At 69.4% G+C, this 19,409-nt stretch carries 21 protein-coding genes and 2 pseudogenes; 12 read left to right on the top strand and 11 right to left on the bottom strand.

The genetic code is table 11. The features are described 5' to 3' along the window. Positions 1–161 precede the first annotated feature (161 nt). The 3 genes and pseudogenes from AB0J09_RS29125 to AB0J09_RS29115 form a co-directional block, all read left to right on the top strand. On the top strand, positions 162–359 hold the full coding sequence (locus AB0J09_RS29125) for a hypothetical protein (RefSeq protein ID WP_360697879.1): 198 nt from the start codon (positions 162–164) through the stop codon (positions 357–359). Between the two features lie 213 nt (positions 360–572). Next, complete coding sequence (locus AB0J09_RS29120; RefSeq protein ID WP_360697875.1) at positions 573–1,994, top strand: hypothetical protein; 1,422 nt, start codon at positions 573–575, stop codon at positions 1,992–1,994. Between the two features lie 414 nt (positions 1,995–2,408). Continuing rightward, positions 2,409–2,675: pseudogene (locus tag AB0J09_RS29115) on the top strand (helix-turn-helix domain-containing protein); the annotation flags it as partial. 14 nt (positions 2,676–2,689) lie between these two features. On the opposite strand, the gene AB0J09_RS29110 reads toward AB0J09_RS29115, so the two are convergent. Both AB0J09_RS29110 and tnpA read right to left on the bottom strand, forming a co-directional pair. Beyond that, positions 2,690–3,979 carry a transposase gene (locus AB0J09_RS29110; protein ID WP_360697872.1) on the bottom strand — a complete coding sequence of 430 codons (1,290 nt, stop codon included), beginning with the start codon at positions 3,977–3,979 and terminating at the stop codon, positions 2,690–2,692. 6 nt (positions 3,980–3,985) lie between these two features. After that, a pseudogene (gene tnpA / locus AB0J09_RS29105) lies at positions 3,986–4,395 on the bottom strand (IS200/IS605 family transposase). A 117-nt stretch (positions 4,396–4,512) separates the two neighbouring features. Between tnpA and AB0J09_RS29100 the strand changes: the two are divergent. Then, positions 4,513–5,136 (top strand): DJ-1/PfpI family protein, encoded by a 624-nt coding sequence (locus AB0J09_RS29100; RefSeq protein ID WP_360697868.1) that lies wholly within the window; start codon positions 4,513–4,515, stop codon positions 5,134–5,136. Here the strand turns inward: AB0J09_RS29100 and AB0J09_RS29095 are convergent. After that, the gene (locus AB0J09_RS29095) at positions 5,129–5,746 is read right to left on the bottom strand and encodes a helix-turn-helix domain-containing protein (protein WP_360697865.1); all 618 of its coding nucleotides are present in this window, start codon (positions 5,744–5,746) and stop codon (positions 5,129–5,131) included. The genes AB0J09_RS29100 and AB0J09_RS29095 overlap by 8 nt on opposite strands. Positions 5,747–5,814: 68 nt before the next feature. On the opposite strand from AB0J09_RS29095, the gene AB0J09_RS29090 reads away from it, so the two are divergent. From AB0J09_RS29090 to AB0J09_RS29075, 4 genes are all read left to right on the top strand, one after another. Then, positions 5,815–7,056: an MFS transporter gene (locus AB0J09_RS29090; RefSeq protein ID WP_360697862.1), complete on the top strand. Its 1,242-nt coding sequence runs from the start codon at positions 5,815–5,817 to the stop codon at positions 7,054–7,056. Positions 7,057–7,112: 56 nt separating this feature from the next. Next, entirely contained in the window at positions 7,113–7,919 is an 807-nt protein-coding gene (locus AB0J09_RS29085; RefSeq protein WP_360697859.1) for a serine/threonine-protein kinase, read from the top strand. Positions 7,920–7,964: 45 nt separating this feature from the next. Then, complete coding sequence (locus tag AB0J09_RS29080) at positions 7,965–8,246, top strand: hypothetical protein (RefSeq protein WP_360697856.1); 282 nt, start codon at positions 7,965–7,967, stop codon at positions 8,244–8,246. 264 nt (positions 8,247–8,510) lie between these two features. Continuing rightward, entirely contained in the window at positions 8,511–8,921 is a 411-nt protein-coding gene (locus AB0J09_RS29075) for a hypothetical protein (protein ID WP_360697853.1), read from the top strand. Here AB0J09_RS29075 and AB0J09_RS29070 read toward each other — a convergent pair. Continuing rightward, positions 8,918–9,586 (bottom strand): DUF4240 domain-containing protein, encoded by a 669-nt coding sequence (locus AB0J09_RS29070; RefSeq protein WP_360697848.1) that lies wholly within the window; start codon positions 9,584–9,586, stop codon positions 8,918–8,920. The genes AB0J09_RS29075 and AB0J09_RS29070 overlap by 4 nt on opposite strands. A gap of 219 nt (positions 9,587–9,805) precedes the next feature. Then, positions 9,806–10,417, bottom strand: coding sequence for a hypothetical protein (locus AB0J09_RS29065; protein ID WP_360697845.1), 612 nt, complete (start codon positions 10,415–10,417; stop codon positions 9,806–9,808). A gap of 615 nt (positions 10,418–11,032) precedes the next feature. Between AB0J09_RS29065 and AB0J09_RS29060 the strand changes: the two genes are divergently transcribed. Continuing rightward, positions 11,033–11,608 (top strand): RICIN domain-containing protein, encoded by a 576-nt coding sequence (locus AB0J09_RS29060; RefSeq protein ID WP_360697842.1) that lies wholly within the window; start codon positions 11,033–11,035, stop codon positions 11,606–11,608. A 180-nt stretch (positions 11,609–11,788) separates the two neighbouring features. Here the strand turns inward: AB0J09_RS29060 and AB0J09_RS29055 are convergent, their stop codons facing one another. Continuing rightward, the gene (locus tag AB0J09_RS29055; protein ID WP_360697839.1) at positions 11,789–12,535 is read right to left on the bottom strand and encodes a lysophospholipid acyltransferase family protein; all 747 of its coding nucleotides are present in this window, start codon (positions 12,533–12,535) and stop codon (positions 11,789–11,791) included. 18 nt (positions 12,536–12,553) lie between these two features. Next, positions 12,554–13,720, bottom strand: coding sequence for a cytochrome P450 (locus AB0J09_RS29050; RefSeq protein ID WP_360697836.1), 1,167 nt, complete (start codon positions 13,718–13,720; stop codon positions 12,554–12,556). Between the two features lie 54 nt (positions 13,721–13,774). Here AB0J09_RS29050 and dhaK point away from each other — a divergent pair, with 54 nt between their 5' ends. Genes dhaK through AB0J09_RS29035 form a run of 3 tightly spaced genes read left to right on the top strand, consistent with a single transcriptional unit; the run spans position 13,775 to position 15,799 of the window. Beyond that, positions 13,775–14,755, top strand: a complete 981-nt coding sequence (gene dhaK, locus AB0J09_RS29045) for a dihydroxyacetone kinase subunit DhaK (protein ID WP_360697833.1) — start codon at positions 13,775–13,777, stop codon at positions 14,753–14,755. Beyond that, complete coding sequence (gene dhaL / locus AB0J09_RS29040) at positions 14,755–15,372, top strand: dihydroxyacetone kinase subunit DhaL (RefSeq protein WP_360697830.1); 618 nt, start codon at positions 14,755–14,757, stop codon at positions 15,370–15,372. The genes dhaK and dhaL overlap by 1 nt, the downstream gene beginning before the upstream one ends. A 52-nt stretch (positions 15,373–15,424) precedes the next feature. Continuing rightward, positions 15,425–15,799 carry a phosphoenolpyruvate--protein phosphotransferase gene (locus AB0J09_RS29035; RefSeq protein WP_360697827.1) on the top strand — a complete coding sequence of 125 codons (375 nt, stop codon included), beginning with the start codon at positions 15,425–15,427 and terminating at the stop codon, positions 15,797–15,799. Between the two features lie 41 nt (positions 15,800–15,840). Here the strand turns inward: AB0J09_RS29035 and AB0J09_RS29030 are convergent, their stop codons facing one another. The 4 genes from AB0J09_RS29030 to AB0J09_RS29015 form a co-directional block, all read right to left on the bottom strand. Further along, entirely contained in the window at positions 15,841–17,472 is a 1,632-nt protein-coding gene (locus tag AB0J09_RS29030; protein WP_360697824.1) for a thiamine pyrophosphate-binding protein, read from the bottom strand. Then, positions 17,469–18,242, bottom strand: coding sequence for a cyclase family protein (locus AB0J09_RS29025; protein WP_360697822.1), 774 nt, complete (start codon positions 18,240–18,242; stop codon positions 17,469–17,471). Before AB0J09_RS29025 ends, AB0J09_RS29030 begins: the two co-directional genes overlap by 4 nt. Before the next feature lie 61 nt (positions 18,243–18,303). After that, positions 18,304–19,116, bottom strand: coding sequence for a carbohydrate ABC transporter permease (locus AB0J09_RS29020; protein WP_360697819.1), 813 nt, complete (start codon positions 19,114–19,116; stop codon positions 18,304–18,306). Next, positions 19,113–19,409: sugar ABC transporter permease (locus AB0J09_RS29015; protein WP_360697816.1), on the bottom strand; the 297-nt coding region annotated here is incomplete at its 5' end. The genes AB0J09_RS29015 and AB0J09_RS29020, both read right to left, overlap by 4 nt.

Below are 19,409 nucleotides of genomic sequence, written 5' to 3'. Positions count from 1 at the left end.
GCAGGCGATGAAGGGGGCGGCGAGCCCGGCGACGCCGACGGAGGAGATGTCGCCCGACGAGACAGAGAACGAGTCCCCGGCGGAGACGGGGAGCGCCGGCGCAGCTGGCCGCCGCCGCGTTCGCGGAGAACCTGCCGCGCCTGGCCGATGGCTCCTACCGCGTGCACATCCACGACGGCCTCGAGGACACCGAGCTGGGCCGCGTATACCGCTCCGGTCGCCGCTGGCAGGCCCTCGCCCCCGACGGGCGCGTCGTCGTGCACCGCGCCGCCCCCCGCATCGAGGCCGTCGACCAGCTGCTCGCTACTCCCGGCCTCCTCTTCGGCGACCCTGCCGACACCGTCCTCCACGACCTATGATCCAGCCCTGCCCCGCCCTGATTGACAGGTATTCCTGTCAACTCCCGGGAAACCACCCACGGCTTGCCTGTCTCCAGTCTCCCGACCGTGACCGGCGTCGTCTCCGCAGGCATTGGCCAGTGACAGCGCTGTAGCCCTCTCGCCATCAGCGCTGTAGAGCTTCATCATCTACGCTGTAGATAGCTACAGCGCAGACGCCGAATAGGAGCCGTAATGCCGCAGCACAAGCTCCAGCCTGTCGCCAACGGGCTGAGAACCGACCACCCCATCCCTGACTTGCCCTTCGTCGACGACGCTCACATCCCCATCGACGATCCCCATGCCGTGGAAGCCATCGGCCGCCGCCACGGCACTGGCACCTGGGGACGCCACGACAGAACCCGCGACGGCGGCTGGGTCACCTTCACCACCGATCCCGTCCGCAAAGATCTCGCCTGGCTGATCCGCTGGCATCCCCAGCATGGCCGCTCCGTCATCCTCTACCGTGACGCCGACGTCGCCGGCGCCCACATGGACTACCTGGACACCGCCCAGCTCTTCCGCGCCGGCGGCTACTGGTGGGACGGCACCACCTGGTACCGCCCATCCCAGATCTTCGACCGGGCCAGCGAGGAATACGTGCGCCGCCGCGTCCCGGCCGCGACCGACGTCACCGCCACAGACCTCCTGCAGAACGGCGACGCCGACGCCGGCAATGGTCACATCCTCGACATCGACCAAGTCGACCTCGACACCCCTTACCAGGGCCGCTGGCTGGACGACCTCGCCGCCTGGGCCGCCCACCACCAGACATCTTCTGCCTCGCCCAACGTGGTGAAGCTCTCCGCGCCCGAACTCACCGCCGACCAGCTCGTCAGCCTCACCCAGATGGCCCAACTCGCCGGCGTCGCCCCCTCCACCCTGCGCGCCTACGTTTCCCGCGGCGAAGGAGACGTCCCCCAGCCCCAGGCCACCGTCAGTGGCCGCAACGTCTGGGCCCGCCCCGTAGCCGAGGAATGGGTCGAACGCCGCCACCGCTCCTCAGAAAGCCTCGATGAGGCCGTCTCCGCCAAGGTAGGCGCGGCCTCGCTGCCCATCGGCGTGGCCGAACTGTGGAAGAGATTCACCCGCGTATTCACCTCGGCCCTGTGGGACAACCCCGACCGCCGCAAACGCTGGGCACTGCGCTGGCGCGCCCAGCACGCCGTCGAACAAGTCGCTGAAGAACTTGGCTGGGACGTCGCCGCCAGCCTGAATGCGATCATCCCCACCGAGGATCTGGCCATCACCATCCGCCACGCCGTCCTCGACGAGTTCGCCACCGGCCAGCAGCTCCACCGCAACATCCACGAATACGACCGCCAAAACGCCGTCGCCGCTGGAAAGCCGGAGCCCCCATACAAGGACCCACCCCACTACGGCATCGTCCACTACGTAGCCCGCATGCTCGACTGGCTCATCCGCCACCACCCCTCCACCGCCGCCTACACCATCAGCGAGATCATCGGAGAAGCAGAGCGCCGGCTCGGGATTTCCCGGGAGGTGACCGAGGGTTCCCTGGCCACCGCCCTGGCCCTCGATGGAGAGCTCGATGAGAAGACCCGCGAGGACTTCCTGGAGCGCGTCTTCACCCCAGCCTCACCCAACGACGACTGAGGCCACGAGCCGACGCAAGAGGCGTAAGAGCCCTCGGAGACATCGCTTTGGGCCCGCCGCCGACGTCGTGCTTCACCCAGGCCGATGAGCAGGCGTACCGCGGCGCACCGTTGACCGGCTGAATGGCATGTGGGCGCTCGGTAACTCGGTCGCCAGATTCCTCTACGACGGCGGCCCGAGCAAGCCGCCCAGCGCACACTGAACACACGACCCAACAGGAGAGTCAGATGCCGCTGATCCCCAGCGAGTACAGCCGCGCGGACCTGCAGAAGATTGTCCGTGACGAGAGCGCGAACGCTGCCCGGCGCTCCGAGAAGGGCCACACGTGGGCCGCCAAGCAGCACCAGGACAACGCCGACGAAGCACGCGAGATGATCGAGGCCCGCCACCCCGCCACCCCGCCACCCCGCCACCGACCTGAGCGTGCCCGCGCTCGCCGCGCGGGCCGGGATGAGCGAGCGCCACTTCTCCCGCGTCTTCACCGAGCAGACCGGCCTGTCACCCGACCGATACGTCGAGCGAAGCCGGGCCGAGGCCGCCAGGCGGCTCCTGGAGGTCACCGGCCATCCGCTGGACAGGGTGGCCAGGGAGTCGGGGCTCGGCACGCCGGAGACCCTCTACCACGTCTTCCGCCGCCACTGGCGGATCTCACCTGGCGACCGCCGTCGCAGGTTCCATTGAAGCGCTCCTCACGACTAAGGTCGGGGGATTCCAGCCAGCTCGGGCTCCGTCTGCGCGGTGGTCTGGGCTGCTGTTGCTTGGCGGTTGGCCTTCCGGCCCACGCGGTTGCGTGGTTTGCGCGCCCCAGCTCGTACACCCGGTCCGGGCTGCACGAACTCCGCCCTCCCGGCGGTGAGGATGTTCTTGGCGGCGTTCACGTCGGCGTGCTCGGTGTGGCCGCACGAGGTACACCGGAAGACCGCTTGGCTCTCGCGGGACTTACGATCCACCATCGCACACACGTTGCACGTCAAACTCGTGTACGCCGGGTTGACAGAGATCACGCAGGTGCCCGTGTAGCGGGCCTTGCCGCGTGTGGCCAGCTCGATCCGGTGCCAGCCCTTGTCCAGGATGGACCGGTTCAGGCCGGACTTGCTCGCAGCCCCGTTGGGCAAGAACGCGCCCGGCCGCTCGGGGTCTGGCCTGGGTGCTACCCCGGCGGTCATGTTCTTGGTCGCCAGGGCCTCCAGCACGATCAGCTCGAAGCTCGTGGCCAAGGAGTGGGCGGTCTTGGCGGCGAAGTCAGCGCGGCGACGCCGTACCTTCGCCAACGCCTTGCCGAGCTTGACGGCAACATGCTTACGCCGGGCCGAGCCCTTCTGGGCGCGGGCCAGGCGACGCTGAAGCGTGGCGGCGTGCTCGACCTCCCGCCCGCGGGCGAACACCTGGTGGTGGAAGAGCCCGTCGGAGCGAGTGACGACCTTGGCCACGCCCCGGTCGATGCCGACCGCGCTGCCCGGGTTGGCATGCCGCTCGGGTGTGATCACGCCGTCCTCGACGAGGAAACTGACATACCAGTGGTTGCCGTCCCGGCTGACGGTGGCGTTCTTGACCGTCCCGCCCAGCGGGCGGGTGATGCGGAAGCGGACCCAGCCGAGCTTGGGGAGTTTCGCCCGCGCCCAGCGCCGATTCAACCGCTCGATGACGATCTTGGCGCCCTCGGGGAACCGGAAGCTGGGGGCGCTCCTGGCCCTGGATTTCCAGCGGACCTTCCACGTCCCGTGCCGGGAACACGCCTGGTCCAGGTCGATGAGCGTCTGCTGAAGGCAATGGCCGGGCACCTGTGCCAGCCACTCGAACTCGCCCTTGGCCTCAGCCAGTTGGCGGGCCTGCTCGTGGTAGCCGATCCACGCCTCCCGGCGGCGGTAGGTGCGGCGCTGCTCCAGGGCGGTGTTCCACACACTGCGGCAAGCGCCGCCGATCCGCTCGGCGAAGCATGCCTGCCAAGGCGTGAAGTCCAGGCGGTACTTACGTCCGGCCAGCATCCGCGATCACCGGTTCTTCTGGCTCTCGACATACCGCTCGACCACATCCAGGGGTACCCCGCCCACGGTGGCCACCAAGGAGGAGTTGGTACACAATGTCAGCAATTTCGACTTCAAGCTCGGGAACTCCTGACGCAGGACGCGCCAGGAACGGCCCTTGATGGCCTTGACCAGCTTGTGGATCCCGAACTGCGGATCCACCTCCACCAGCAGGTGAACGTGATCGGGCATGACCTCCATCTCCACCAGCCATGCCCCTTCTCCTCGATCACCTCGCGGATCAGCTCTTTCAGCCGCACCTCGACCCGTCCGCCCAGCACCCGCCTGCGGTACTTGGGACACCACACCACGTGAAAAGCGCACTGGAAGGCGATGTCGCTGTTCGCGCCTGGCCGCTGACACAAGGTCACAGCCACACGGATCAATATACGGCGTTGATCTATCTACCGCTCAAAGATTCGACAGAAGGGCTTACCCCCATGGCTGAAGCCATGGGTCCGCGCCCTAGGTCTCCGATCGAAGGAGAAGTAGCCATGCATGTGGCCATCCCCCTCTATCCCCGGTTCACCGCGCTCGACGCGGTCGGGCCGTACACGGTGCTGGCGTTCGCGCCGGACTGGACGGTCACGTTCGTCGCGGCCGAGGCCGGGCCGGTGACCGACGACCAGGGCACGCTCACCCTCACCGCCACGGCCTCGTACGCGGACCTGCCCCGCCCTGACGTGATCGTGGTCCCGGGCGGCCCGGGGACGTTCGACGCCATGACCGACGAGGCGCTGCTGGGCTGGGTCCGGCAGGCTCACGAGCACACCCGGTGGACGACCTCGGTGTGCAGCGGCTCCTTCGTGCTGGCGGCCGCCGGGCTGCTGGAGGGGCTGAAGGCGACCACCCACTGGGCCATCCTCGACATGCTGCGCCAATACGGGGCAGAGCCGGTGAGCGAGCGCGTCGTCAGCGAGGGCAAGGTCGTGACCGCGGCCGGGGTGTCGTCGGGGATCGACATGGCGCTGACGCTGCTGGCCCAGGCGACTGACGCGACGACGGCGCAGGCCGTGCAGCTGGCCATCGAGTACGACCCGCAGCCGCCGTTCAACGCCGGGTCTCCGAAGACGGCTCCGGAGGGGCTGTCCGAGCTCGCGCTCAAGCTCATCAACTGACATCGTCCGGCGTCTCCCGGCCGGCCCCCACCGGGAGCACGTCGAAGTGGATTACCACGTGTCCGATCGACGGATCGCGGGGGGCGGGCGACTCCCCCTCCCTGCGGTCCGACAGCGCCCGGTACCTCTCCAGCACCTCGAACACCTCCTCCCGCAGCCCGACCGTCTCCTCCGGCGTGAGCCGCAGCGACCTCCGCCCGAAGCCGCTCGCCCGCACCCATTCCTCGGGCGCCGTCTCCTCCTCTTCGCGCCACCGGGCCAGCTCCGCGCCGCGCTGGCGCACCAGGTCGTCGAGCAGGACCCCCAGCGCTCTCGCCGTCTCGGGGTCGGGAGCCGGCTCGCCGTAGGTGAAGCCCCCGGGCGTGATGCGCCAGTACTTCTCCTTGCCGCGCCCCATCCCCGGCACCACCTCGATCATTTCGTGCCTGGCCAGCTCTCTGAGGTGGTAGCTGGTCGCGCCGGTGTTCTGGCCCAGCAGCGCGGCGAGCCTGGTGGCCGTGGAGGGCCCGTGCTCGTCCAGCAGCTCGTAGATCCGCAGCCGCAGCGGGTGGGCGAAGGACTTCAGGGCGTTCGCGTCGAGCGTCCGGGCGGAAAAGCTCTTGCTCTGCATGCTGTGCAAGCCTATCTTTGCAAAGGAATCTATGCACACTTTCCCTTACACACTATCGGAGCAGAGCAGTGGGGCGTTCGTTCGGTTTTCTCTGGTCATCCACCGCGCTGTCGAACCTGGCCGACGGCGTGCTGAAGGTCGGGGCGCCGCTGCTGGCCGTGTCGATGACCCGTTCCCCCACCCTGGTGTCGCTGGTGGGAGCAGCCGCGACGGCGCCGTGGCTGCTGTTCGCGCTGCACGCGGGGGCGATCGCCGACCGGGCCGACCGCCGCCGCATCATGGTCCTGGCCAACGCCGCCCGCACGGTGATCCTTTCCATCGCGGGCCTGCTGGCGCTCCTCGACCTGCTCGACCTGTGGGTGCTGCTGGCGGCCGTGCTCATGGCCGGCGTGGCCGAGGTCTTCGCGGACACCTCCGCGCAGTCGATCCTGCCCATGACCGTGCCCCAGGACCACCTCACCAGGGCCAACGGCCGCGTCTCCACCGCCCAGATGATCGGCAACGACTTCGTCGGCGCCCCGCTGGCGGGCCTGCTCGTGGTCGCGCTCCCCGCCGTGCTCTTCGGCGCCCCGGCCCTCCTGTACGGCGCCGCGGGCCTGCTGCTGCTGGGCATGCGCGGCACGTACCGCCTGAGCCATGGCCCAGGAGAGGGGAGGCCGCTGCGCCGGGACATCGGCGAGGCGCTGCGCTACCTCTGGTCGCACCGGGTGCTGCGGAGCCTGGCCATCACCGCCGGGATGCTCAACCTCGCCAACGCCGCCTACTTCGCCGTCTTCGTGCTCTGGGCCGTCGGCGACGGGTCGCACATCGGGCTGGAGCCCCGCGAGTACGGCCTGATGATGACCGCCTTCGCCGTCGGGGCGGTGTTCGGGTCCCTGCTGTCGGGGCGGGCCTCAGGGATCTTCGGCGAGGTCCGCACGCTGGTGGGCTCGTGGCTGACCAGCAGCCTGCTGCTCCTGGTGCCGGTCATCGTGCCGTCACCGTGGACGCTCTACCCGACCGCCGTCCTGTGGGGCGTGGTGGGCGCGGCGGCCAACGTCCTGGTGATCTCGACCCGGCAGCGGCTGATCCCGGCCGAGTTGCTGGGCCGTGTCAATTCGGCATACCGCCTCGTCGGCATGGCCGGGATGCCGCTCGGGGCGGCTCTGGGGGGCGTGGTGGCCGAGTTCGCCGGGCTTGGCACCGTCCTCGTGGGCGCTACTGGAGTATGTTTGGTGGGTGTCGGACTGGTGTGGCGCGCTTTGTCTGATCGAATTTCTAGGCCGTTGACCAGCACACCCACACTTTCCGACATATCCGGATCACGTTAGGCACCCTACGGCCTGTGCTGAAGTGACATGATTATCCCCGAGCATGAGGGGATGGTATGCGGGAGATCGGCGGACGGTACCTCCTGAACGAGGAGGCCGGTCGTGGGGGTATGGGCGTCGTCTGGCGTGCGTTCGATCAGCTCCTCCACCGTACGGTGGCGCTTAAGGAGCTGACCTTGGCCGGTGAGGCCGAGATGGTGCGCCGCCGGGTGCTGCGTGAGGCCAGGATGGCAGCCGGCCTGACGCACCCGAACATCGTCACGGTGCACGACCTGATCGAGGAGGGCGGCAAGCTCTGGATCGTGATGGAGTATCTCGACGGGCTCTCATTGCACCAGTTGCTCTCCCAGGTGGGCACGTTGCCCGCCCAGTCGGTGGCCGCGATCGGCCAGCACCTGCTCGCCGCCCTGCGCACCGCGCACAAGGCCGGGGTGCTCCACCGCGACGTGAAGCCCGCCAACGTCATGCTGACCGGTGACCGGGTGGTGCTCACCGACTTCGGCATCGCGACCGCCGAGGGCGACATCCGGATGACGACGTCCCGGCGCCTGCGGGGCACTCCCGCCTTCATGGCGCCCGAGCGGCTGCACGGAGGGCCGGCCAGCAAGGAGGCCGACATGTGGTCCTTCGGCGCCACCCTCTACAGCGCCGTCGAGGGCCAGCCGCCCTACCCCGGGCAGGACGCTGCGACGGTGCTCGGAATGGCCCGCAGCGGCCCCTACCCGCCGCCTCGGCGGGCCGGGCTGATGCGACCCCTGATCGAGGGGCTCCTCCACCACGACCCGGTGCGCCGCTACACGCCTGAGCAGACGGCTGGGTTACTCGCCGGCATGCGCGCCAGCGCCTACCAGGCGGCCATCTGACCGGGTGGGCTGATCTCCCCTTGCAGGCTGTCGGCTCAGGTCGCCATGCTGGACTGCGTGCCAGGGCAGAGGAAGAGAAAACGGCAGCAAGAGGAGAGTCGTCAGCGCGCTGCGGCGACCTTTGGCGGTGCGTCGGGGCACTGGGTAGTGATCTTCGAGACCCATGAAGAAGCAGCATGGCGGGAGTACATGCGCCGCCTGCAGGCCGAGCATCAGGTGCCTGACTGGTCGATGCTTCGAGTGGACACGTTCTGCGGGCGTTTGGTGCAACCGACGACCTACAGATTGAGTCTGTTCGTGCCGGACGCCGCGGACAACAGCGGTTAGTTGATCTCTTGATGCGGCGGGATCAGTTGACGGATGCGGCGTGAGCGCGGATAGAACCGCACCTCCCAGGCGTGAATGGACGGAGGTGCCCGTGGCGGTAACACCAGCCGGTGAACGGAGGTTCTGCAGCGGCTCCGAGCCGGTGCCCCGTCGCGGGACTTGCACGCCGCCAGAGCCTGTCCAAGAGAGGTGCCGACGAGACAGCCGCGACGTTGCGATCATGCTCGGAGTCCGGCCCGGCCACCGGTCATCCGCCGCCGTAGCATGTGGCACCGAGGTCACACCACCGCCATCCACGGCGCATCGGCCCGTCTGGAGATCAACTCCTACACCAACGCCGACATGCTTCCCGGCTGGGATCAGCCCAAGCGCCTCGCCCAGTACCGCAAGCGCGCTGGCTTCTTCCACCAGTCCCTCATCCGTGGACCCGTCCGCTGGATGACTCTCACCACCGCCCGCATCGCCTACGAAGACGAACGCACCGCGCTCGGCATCGACTACGCCGAAGCCGTCCTCGTCATCCGCCGAACCATGGCCCACCCCATCGAGGTCACAGAGGTCAAAGCTCCCGCCAACCGCTACGAGATCGGCTACCAGCGCGAACTCGCCGACGAACCGGAAGCCGACCTCACGCCAGAGGAACGCAGCGACAACGGCATAGACCTCGTGATCTAGGGTCGGCCGTAGAGTTCGCGCATGTATCGGTTGATTCGAGGAAGCCTGCGAGCGGACTCTTCCTCATCATCGAGCTCCCATCCCTCGTCGCTGGGGTGGGGAAGCGCGAACAACTCGAAGCCGCGAGATCGAAGGGCTTCCGCTAGTTCCTCATGCTCTTTGCCCGTCGCTTGCTCCCAAGCCTTGACGGCTACATAAGCCAGCCGTTCGAACTTGGGCCAGTCATCGTTGGTCCACGTTTGCCGGTTCCGCTCCATGGTGACAAGTCGCTGGACCTCCGGAACGTCCACCAGGGCATCGGGCTCATGGGCCACCCGTTCGAAGGCCACCCGGCCCAGGCCGACGAGCCACATCTGGAAGTACCAGAAGCCGTCATCGGACCCACCCCCGAACAGGGCGCGCATGGCGCCCCACATCAACCACGTGTCGACCTTGCGCCGAGCCATGAGTATCCACGCGTCGAAATCGACGATCTCCTCGGCGGACCGTTGCACTAACCGCTCGTGAAGCCATGCCAGACGAGCCTCATTACCTGTGGTTTCACGCGCAGATTGCTCGATCAGGAGCCAGAACTCGTCCACATCCATGACGAGCGATCTTGGCAGACGCGACACAGCCAGCCAAGCGGCATCGATCGGGCAGACGGAAACGGTGAACTCCAGCATGGCCAGACGCTGACACGGCCGACATGGCCGACAAGGCCTGAACTGGCTCAGAGGTTGTTTACTGGTTCAAGGCGCCGGCGCTCCGCGCCGCGCACACGTCCCCGCACTCGCCCGCCGCCCGGGCGTGCGGCCTTGGGGGCCGGTCCCGGGCGGCAGCGGCTCGGGCCGTATGCCGCACGGCCGCCGCGCCGCCGCACACCCGCGAAGTAGCCGTCGTCCTCACCCGAGGACAGGAAGGGATAACGGTCGAAGGAGAGCACGGAGGGTCGGACCGCCGACAGGAAGTCGCCCACGTAGGCGTCGTAGGAGCCGGTGACGTGGCTGGGGAAGAGGTTGACGTAGGCGAGATGGCCGCGCGACCGTACCTCGGAGACGCCGATCGCCAGGCGGGGGAAAGCGGTCGGGGTACGGCTCGTCCATCAGGCTGATGCCGCGGAAGGATCCGTAGCCCTCGTAGTCGTCGATCACCCGGGAGATCAACGCACGGGTCTGCCGCTCGTCCACGTCCAGATCGCGCATGAGCACGTCGATCCGAGGGTCGGAGGCGACGAGCACACCGAGCCCCACCGTGTCGGCACAGGCGAGCGAGTGGCAGAGTATGGCGGGTTCGTTGGGGGTAGTTCCGGTGATGACCAGGTCGATCCCCGCGTCGGCGAGCTGCCGGTAGCGTTCGACGGTGGTTTCGTGCGGGGGTGTGGCCAGAATGCAGCGATCGTCACGCTCGCGGGCTCGCTCACAGGGCACCGGTCCTGATCCGCCCGGCGTGGTGGGCCACGTCGGCTCGCCGTCGAATTCCACGGGTGGCAGCGTGCCGTTACGCAGGATGCTCACCACCGTCCCGGTTGTCCTATAAGCCAGGATGCGAAGGTCCGCGTCCTAGCCGGACTGTGGAGCATGCCTACGATCTTGACTCGACTGCCGATGGTGCTCCCAGCCGCTGTCATGGCAGGTCCTCCGAGAGCGCCGCTCGGCGGACTCGGAGACCCTGGCAAAGGCGCTGACGGCCGCACGCCAAACAGCGGGTTGACCAGCCCAAGCACCTCTGCCGCTAGTGACGACGACGATGAATCGAGCCGTACACCGGTCGACGGGAACGGACCGTTATCCCAGGTGAGGACGGCACGCGGCCACCTCCGGCCGGCGCTCCCCGGCGGCGGGCGAAGAGGAACGCCAGACGGCTGGTGCGGACGAGCCGAAGGGGCCGCCGCGCGACGGTACAGGTTGGATCACGGGGTTGAGCTGGAACAGCTGGCGGCAGACTGTTCACCGCGCGATCAAGCTCCTCAAAGAATCGGCTGCCCAACTTGGGCGATTGTCTCGTCCAGCCATTCGGAGCCGAAATGAGTAGGGGATACTCAGGCCGATCACATCGTCAACGCGACACGATTCGTGGCGAACATCGTTGGTTCAGGCGCGCTCTGCCGCCGTTCCCCCACTGGAGATGCCATGTTCAGGGTGCTCAGCCGAGTCGTGCTCGGAACGCTCCTGGCGATGTCGATCATCTCGACACCCGCCTCGTACGCCGCCGGTTCCCCGATAGCGATGATCAACCGATCGACGGGAAAGTGTGCCGACCTCCCGAACCGGGGGGCGGATCCGGCAGGTACGCCAGTGACGCAGTTCTCGTGCGACAGTTCCGACGGCGACAATCAGCTCTGGATCCCGCGGCCAACCCGGGTCGTGAACGGCGTGCAACTCTACGAGTTCCTCAACGTGAAAAGCTCGCTCTGCCTCGACTTGCCCGGCTACGGCTACACCCCGGCCGCGACCCAGCTGAGCATCTATTACTGCGCGTCCACACCGGCCGACGACAATCAGGAGTGGTACATACGTGACGTCGTGGAGCCGCACGTCGACCAGCTGGTCATCAACTACAAGAACGGCCTCTGCCTGGACGTGGCCGGGTGGGCCAGCACAGGTTCCGATCAGGCCAACAACCTTCCGCTCACCGTCTTCACCTGTTACGACCCGTCCTGGGCGAACGACGGGTACGACGATCATCGCTGGCTGCTGATGGCTTGATCAGACGGCGGGCGATCACCACAGCGTCACACAGTGCAACGCCTGGCCGCCTGGGGGTGCGAACCACCCGTCGAACCCGGTCAGGTCGCGTTCGAGGAATGAGGCGGAGGAATCCCCGAGGACCAGATACAGGAGCGCACGCCAAGGAAGGCGCAGGTGAGTGCGCCGCAGGCCGGTGGGTCACTCCTTCTTGGCCCGGGCCTCGGCCTCCGCCGCGTCCATGGCCGCCGCCTCCTCCGGGGTGGGCGCGGTGCCGCCCAGGTGGGCGGGCTGCCACCAGACGCCCGGCGGCACCTCCGGGTAGTTGCGCTGCGCCCGGTCCACCAGGTCCGACAGCCGGGTGTGCAGATCGGCCACGTGGTCGTCGACGTTCTCGCCGCGCTTGGGGTGCATCGGCTCCCCCACCAGGATGGTGAGCGGGATGTGCCGTTGCGTGAGCTTGCGGGGACGTCCCTTGGTCCAGAAGCGCTGGCTGCCCCACAGCGACACCGGGATGACGGGCGTGTTGGTGGCCTGGGCCATGCGGATGGCGCCGTTCTTGATCTCCTTGACGGTGAACGAGCGGCTGATGGTCGCCTCCGCGAAGACGCCCACGACCTCCCCCGCCTTGAGCATGCGGAGAGCCGTGGCGTACGAGCCCGCCCCCGCCCCGCGATCGACGGGGATGTGGTGCATGCCGCGCATCAGCGGCCCCGAGATCCGGTGGTCGAACACGTCCTGCTTGGCCATGAACCGCACCAGCCGGCGGGACGGCAACGCGGCGAACCCGGCGAAGATGAAGTCGAGGTAGCTGATGTGGTTGCTCACCAACACCGCTCCCCCAGTCTGCGGCACGTGCTCCGTCCCCTCCATGTGGAAGCGGACGTCGAGCATGCGAAACAGGGTCCGCGCGGCGGCGATCACCGGCGGGTACACGATCTCAGCCATGAGCAGACGGTAGCCTACTCAGGCAGGTGTCACGGTAGTCGGGAGCCGGACCATCCCCCGGACGTTGCCGTGCGAGGTGCGCCGGATGCCCTCCTCGTCGATCTCGTACGAGGAGGAGACGGCCTTCGTCAGCTCCTCCAGCGCCACCCGCGCCTCCAGCCGGGCCAGCGGGCCGCCGAGGCAGTAGTGGCGGCCGACGCCGAAGCTGATGGCTTTCGACGTGTCCCTGCCGAGATCGTAGACGTGGGGGTCGGGGAAGACCGACTCGTCCCGGTTGGCGGCTCCGATCAGGATCCACACCTTGGCGTCGGCGGGCACGAGGACGCCGTACCACTCGGTGGGCGAGGTGAGACGGCGGGCGAGGCCGTGCGCCGGGGTGTCGTAGCGCAGCGACTCCTCCGCCCACTGCGCGATCGACCCGCCGAAGGCGGCGGCGCGCTGGTCGGGGTTGCGCCACGCCCAGTACCAGGCGGCGCTGAGCAGGTGAGTGGTGGTCTCCGAGCCCGCCCCGATCAGCAGGAACACGAACGCCACGATCTCCTCGACGCTCAGCTCGCCGTCGCCGGCGAGCGCCGAGACGAGGTCGTCGCGGGGCGTGGCCTGGCGGTCGGCGACGATCGAGGCGTAGTAGTCGCCGAGCGACAAGATGCTCTTGAGCCCGTTCTCCGCCATCTTCCCGCCCGGGTCGTAGTTGACCAGCGCGTCGGACCTGCGGCGTACGCCGGCCCGGTCGGACGGGGGCACGCCCATCAGCTCGGAGATCACGTCGAGCGGCAGCTTGGCCGCGAACTCGCGGGCGAAGTCGAACGTCCCGCGCTCGAGCCCCTCCTCGATGTAGCCCCGGGCGATCTGCCTGATCATGGGCTCGAGCGCGGCCACCCTGCGCGGGGTGAAGGCGCGCGAGACGATGGCCCGCATGCGGGTGTGCTCCGGCGGGTCCATGGCCACGAACGACAGGTACGTGCGCGCCTGCGGCCCCCACGCGCCCGGGTCGAGCATGGGGCCGTGGTCGCTGGACAGGAGGGCGCTGTCGCCGAGCGCGGCGGACACGTCGGCGTGCCGCGACAGCGCCCAGAAGCCGAGCTCGGCGTTGTGATAGATCGGTGCTTCCCTGCGTAACCGCGCGTAGACGGGGTACGGGTCGTCGTTGATCAGCGGGTCGTAGGGGTTGTAGACGACATCCACCCTGACCACGCTACGACGCTTGCGCCTTCGTGAAAATGGGCAGATCTCCTCACCATGAAGAAGCTCATCAACACGGCCGACTCCGTCGTTGAGGACGCACTGAACGGTATGGCCGCGGCCCACCCCTCGCTGCGGATCCGCGACCGGGTGGTCTACCGGGCCGAGGGCCCGCGGGCCGGGAAGGTCGGCCTGGTATCGGGCGGGGGCTCGGGGCATGAGCCGCTGCACGCCGGTTTCGTCGGGTATGGCATGCTCGACGCCGCCTGCCCCGGTGAGATCTTCACCTCGCCGGTCCCCGACCAGATCATCGACGCGACCAGGGTGGTCGACGGCGGCGCGGGGGTTCTGCACATCGTCAAGAACTACACCGGCGACGTGCTGAACTTCGAGATGGCCGCCGAGGTGGTCGAGGACGTCGAGGTGGCGAGCGTGCTGGTCGACGACGACGTGGCCGTGCAGGACTCCCTCTACACGGCGGGCCGCCGCGGCACCGGGGCGACGGTGTTCGTGGAGAAGACGGCGGGCGCGCTGGCCGAGCAGGGAGCGCCGCTGGCCCAGGTCGCGCTGGTGGCGGGCGAGGTCGACGAGCGCAGCAGGTCGTTCGGCATCGCGCTGACGTCGTGCACGACGCCGCACGTGGGCAAGCCGACGTTCGACCTGCCGGAGTCGGACGTGGAGCTGGGCATCGGCATCCACGGCGAGCCGGGCCGGGCCCGCGTGCCGATGGTGTCGGCGCGTGAGCTGGCCGGGGTCGCCATGGAGGCGATCCACGGCGATCTGCCGCTCCGCGGCGACCTGCTGGTCATGGTGAACGGCATGGGCTCGACCCCTCTCATGGAGCTGTACGTGGTCTTCGCCGAGGTGGCGGCGTTCGTCAAGGGCAAGGGGGCGCGGGTGGCGCGCTCTCTGGTGGGCAACTACGTGACGAGCCTGGACATGCAGGGCTTCTCCGTGTCGATCTGCCTGCTCGACGACACGCTGACCCGCCTGTGGGACGCGCCGGTCGAGACGCCGGGGCTGCGCTGGGGGCGCTGATGGACGCCGAGGTGTTCGTGGCCTGGTTCGAGGAGGCGGCCAGGCTTGTGCACAGGGACCGCGACCGGCTCACCCAGCTGGACGCGGCGATCGGCGACGCCGACCACGGCACGAACCTCGACCGCGGCCTCACCGAGGTCCGCGCGGCGCTGGCCGGGTCGCCGCCCGATTCGCCGGGGCAGGTGCTGGCCATGGCGGGCGCGACGCTGATCCGCCGCGTCGGGGGCGCCTCGGGGCCGCTGTACGGGTCCGTGTTCCGGCAGATGGCCAAGTCGCTGGAGTCGCCGGTGACGCTGGCCGCGTTCGCGGCGTCCTTCGAGGACGGGGTGGTGGCGCTCGAACGGCTGGGCAAGGCCGCGCTGGGTGACAAGACCATGGTGGACGCGCTGGCTCCGGCCTCGCGGGCGCTTGCTCTGGCCGTACGTGACGGGGTGGGGGTGCGGGAGGCGTTCGAGCTGGCGGCCAAGGCGGCCGAGGAGGGGGCGAAGGCGACGATTCCGATGCAGGCTCGGAAGGGTCGGGCCAGCTATCTGGGCGAGCGCAGCATCGGGCACGAGGATCCGGGGGCGGCGTCGGCGGCCCTGTTCATGGCGGCCCTGGCCGAGGTGGTGGCGTGATGGCCGCCCCCGGCGCCGGAACGGCGGTCTGTGCCGAGGCTGGAGGAGCGTGATGGTGGGCCTGGTGCTCGTCGCGCACAGTGCGGGGCTGGCGGCCGAGGCGGCGGCGCTGGCTCGCGGGATCGCCGGTGCAGGCACGCCGGTGGCGGCCGCCGGTGGCACCGCGGACGGCGGGCTGGGCACGAGCGTGGACCTCATCGAGGCGGCGCTGCGCAGCGTCGACCAGGGGGACGGGGTGGTGCTGATCCCCGACCTGGGCAGTTCGGTGCTGACCGCCCGCCTGCTGGAGGAGGACGGGCGGGTGGTGGTGGCGGACGTGCCGTTCGTGGAGGGGGCTATCGCGGCGGCGGTGGCGGCGGGCGCGGGCGTGCCGCTCTCCGACGTGCTGGAGGCGGCCGAGGAGGCCCGCACCTACCGCAAGCTCTGAAGCTCAGCCGAGGAGGCCGCACCTGTCGCGAGCTCTGGAGCTCAGTGGCCTTTGAAGGCCTCCTCCAGCCACCAGGAGCCGTGCTCCCCCGTGACCTTGGCGTGCACCAGGAGCGGCCGGTCGCGCGGCCCGTCCAGCCATTCGGCCACGCCCGCCAGGTCGGACGGCTCGGTGACCGTCACGGCGGCGAAGCCGTGGCCCCGGGCGATGGCGGCGAGGTCGACGGGCGGGAACGTGACCGTGCCGAGCGGGTGCCCGTGCGGCCCGAAATGGTGGACCTCGGCCCCGTACGCCTCGTCGTCGTACACCACGATCACCATCGGGAGGCCGAGCCGGACGACGGTCTCCAGCTCGGCGATGCCCATGAGGGCGCCGCCGTCGCCGAGCGCGGCCACCGGCAGCCGGTCCGGCCGGGCCACCGCGGCGCCGATCGCCGTCGCCAGCCCCAGCCCGATCGACTGGAACGCCTGCGTGAAGCAGAACCCACCCTCATCCGGGACATCGAGGAACATCGACGGATATCCCACGAAATTTCCGGAATCGATGGCGATGATGCGCTCCCGCGGCAGGAGGTCGTCCAGCCCGATGGTGAGCGTCCTGGGGTCGATCCGCCCGCCGCCGCTCTCGTCCTCGTACGGCACGTCCCGCCAGCGCCCCTCGGCCCGGATGCGCCGCGCGATCTCCTCCGACCGGTACCCCTGACGTGGGGTGAGACCGGTCGCCAGGGCCTTGGCGACGGCGGCCACGTCGCCCTCCACGCCCAGGTCGGCGGGCACATGAGTCTTGAAGGCCACCGGGTCGAGGTCCACCTTGACCACTTTGGCGCCCGGCTGGATCAGCGTGCCGTGGCGGGTGGTCCACATGTTCAGCGCGCATCCCCACGCGACGACCAGGTCGGCGTCGCGGATGAGCTCGGCGGTCAGGGGCGTCGCGAAGCCGCCGCTCACGTCGAGGTCCCACGGGCTGCCGCGGAAGAGGCCCTTCGCGACGGCCGAGGTGGCCAGCAGAGCACCAGTGAGGCCGGCGAGCTCGTCCAGCTCCCGCCGCGCGTGCCGGGCGCCGCGCCCGGCGATGAAGACCGGCCGCCGGGCCGAGCCCAGCAGCCGCGCCAGCTCCGCCACCCCGGACAGAGACGACGGGACGGCGGCGGCAGCCCCGGCGCGGCCCGTGCCCGGCTCCACGGGCCCGTCGAAGGGGGCGGCCTGGACGTCGAGGGGGAGGTTCAGCAGGACCGTGCGCCGCTCCTCCACGGCCACCCGGTACGCCTCCGCCGCCCGCGACACCGCCTCCTCCGGCGAGGTGACCCTCATCGGCACCGCTCCCACCGCCGTGGCCAGCGCGGCCTGGTCGATGTGGAAGTTGGACTGGACCTCCGTGGCCTCTCCGGCGAGCACGATCAGCGGCGTGCGGCTCTTGGCCGCCTCGGTGAGGCCGGTCATCGCGTTCGTGAGCCCCGGCCCCTGGTGCACCGACACGACGCCGACCCCGCCGCTCATGCGCGCGTACGCGTCGGCCATCGTGGCGGCCCCGCCCTCGTGGCGGGCGGCGACGAAACGCACGCCGCAGGCCACGAGGGCGTTCGTGACGTGGAAGTTGCCGCTGCCGACCACTCCGAAAGCGGTCTCGACGCCGCAGGCGGCCAGGGCCCGGCCCACGGCCTCCGCGACGATCAACGCTCCACCAGGGCCAGCACGCGTACGGGGCTGCCGGAGCCGCCCACGATGGGCAGCGGCGGCGCGACCACGACGGCGCCGGTCACGGGCAGCCGGTCCAGGTTGCACAGCTGGGTGAGGCCGTACTTGCCCGCCCCCAGCAGGTAGGAGTGGCACGGGAAGGCCGGGTCGAAGGAGTGGGCGGCGCCCGCGTCGGTGCCGACGGTCTCGACGCCGATGCCGACGATGGGCGTGGAGGAGGCCAGCCACGAGGCGCACTCAACCGACATGCCGGGCGTGTGGGGGCCGGTGGCGTCGGCGTTCAGGAAGGCGGCCTGGTCGCCGGCCCGGGAGTCCCAGCCGGTCCGGTAGAGCAGCCAGCCGCCGTCGGGCAGCGGCCCGTTGGCGCGCTCCCACTCCTGGACGTGGTCGATCTGGAGGAGGAAGTCGGGGTCCTTTGCCGCCTCGGCGGAGAAGTCGAGCACGACGGCGGGCGCGATGAGGCTGCGCGCGGGCACCTGGGAGACGTCCTGGCCGTCGCGGCCGGTGATCCAGTGGATGGGGGCGTCGAAGTGGGTGCCGCTGTGCTCGCCGGTGTGGATGTCGTTCCAGTACCAGGCGGGGCCGCGGTCGTCGTAGCGGCTGATCTCCTCCAGGCGGAACGGGATCGTGTTGCCGAACGGCTCGGGCAACTGGAGGATCGGCGTCTCGGACGAGAGGGGCGCGGTGAGGTCGATCACCTCGATCGCCCCGCTGCGCACGCTCTCCACGAAACTCTGCAACACCGACATGTCATCCTCCTTGGTGGGCTGTGCGCATCCTCCTACGCACGCCCCACCAGTGCAAACATCCTCAGCCCTTGAGTCCGCTGAAGCTCATCGTGGCCACGAAGTGGCGCTGCGCCAGCACGAACGCGGCCACCAGCGGCAGCACCGCCACCACGTTCCCGGCCATCAGCGCCGACCACTCGGTGTGCCGGGCCCCGGCGAACGTGGCGAGCCCGAGCTGCAGCGTGTAGCTCGACTCCGACGAGATCGCGATGAGCGGCCAGATCAGGTCGTTCCATGCGCCGAGCAGCGTGAACACCACCAGCGTGGCCAGCGCGGGCCGGGCCAGCGGCAGCACCACCCGGAAGAACACCCCGAGCCGGGAGCAGCCGTCGATGACCGCGGCCTCCTCCAGTTCCTTGGGCAGCGACAGGAAGAACTGCCGCATGAGGAACACCCCGAACGCCGACGCCAGCCACGGCACGAGGGCCGCGCCCAGCGTGTCGATCAACCCCATGTTCTTGAACAGCAGGAACGTCGGGATCATCAGCACCTGGGTCGGCACCATGATGGTCGCCATGACCGCGGCGAAGGCGATGCCGCGGCCGCGGAACTCGATCCGGGCGAAGCCGTACCCAGCCAGGGAGCAGAGCACCACGTGCCCGAGCACGGCGGATCCGGCCACGATCACCGTGTTGGCCAGCCAGAGCGGGTAGTCGTCCTCGGTGAAGATCCGCCTGAACCCGGCCAGCGTGAAGTGCTCGGGCCAGAGCTTGGGCGGGTAGGTGTTGATGTCGGCGTCCGGCATGAACGCGGTCAGCACCATCCACACCAGCGGCGCCACGAACAGCAGCGCGAGCGGCATCAGGAAGAGGTGGGCGAGGCTGCGGCGCTTCATCGCGCACTCCTCCACAGGACGGCGCCCGACACGGCGAGCGTCACGAGGAACAGGACGTAGGCGATGGCCGTGCCGTAGCCGGAGTGGAAGAGCTGGAACGCCTGCCGGTAGAGGTAGAACACGATCGTCGTCGTGGAGTCGAGCGGCTGGCCCTTCGTGGTGGTGTAGACGAGGTCGAACAGCTGCAGCGCGGTGATCGTCTGCCAGATCACCAGGAAGACGGTGGCGGGCCGCAGCTGCGGCAGCACGACGTGGCGCAGGACGTGCCGCCCCGAGCCGCCGTCCACCCTGGC

The organism is Nonomuraea sp. NPDC049784 (assembly GCF_040659615.1).
In the GTDB taxonomy this organism is placed as follows: Bacteria; Actinomycetota; Actinomycetes; order Streptosporangiales; family Streptosporangiaceae; genus Nonomuraea.
Note: the sequence above shows the minus strand (reverse complement) of the source record. Positions and strands in the feature narration are given on the sequence as shown.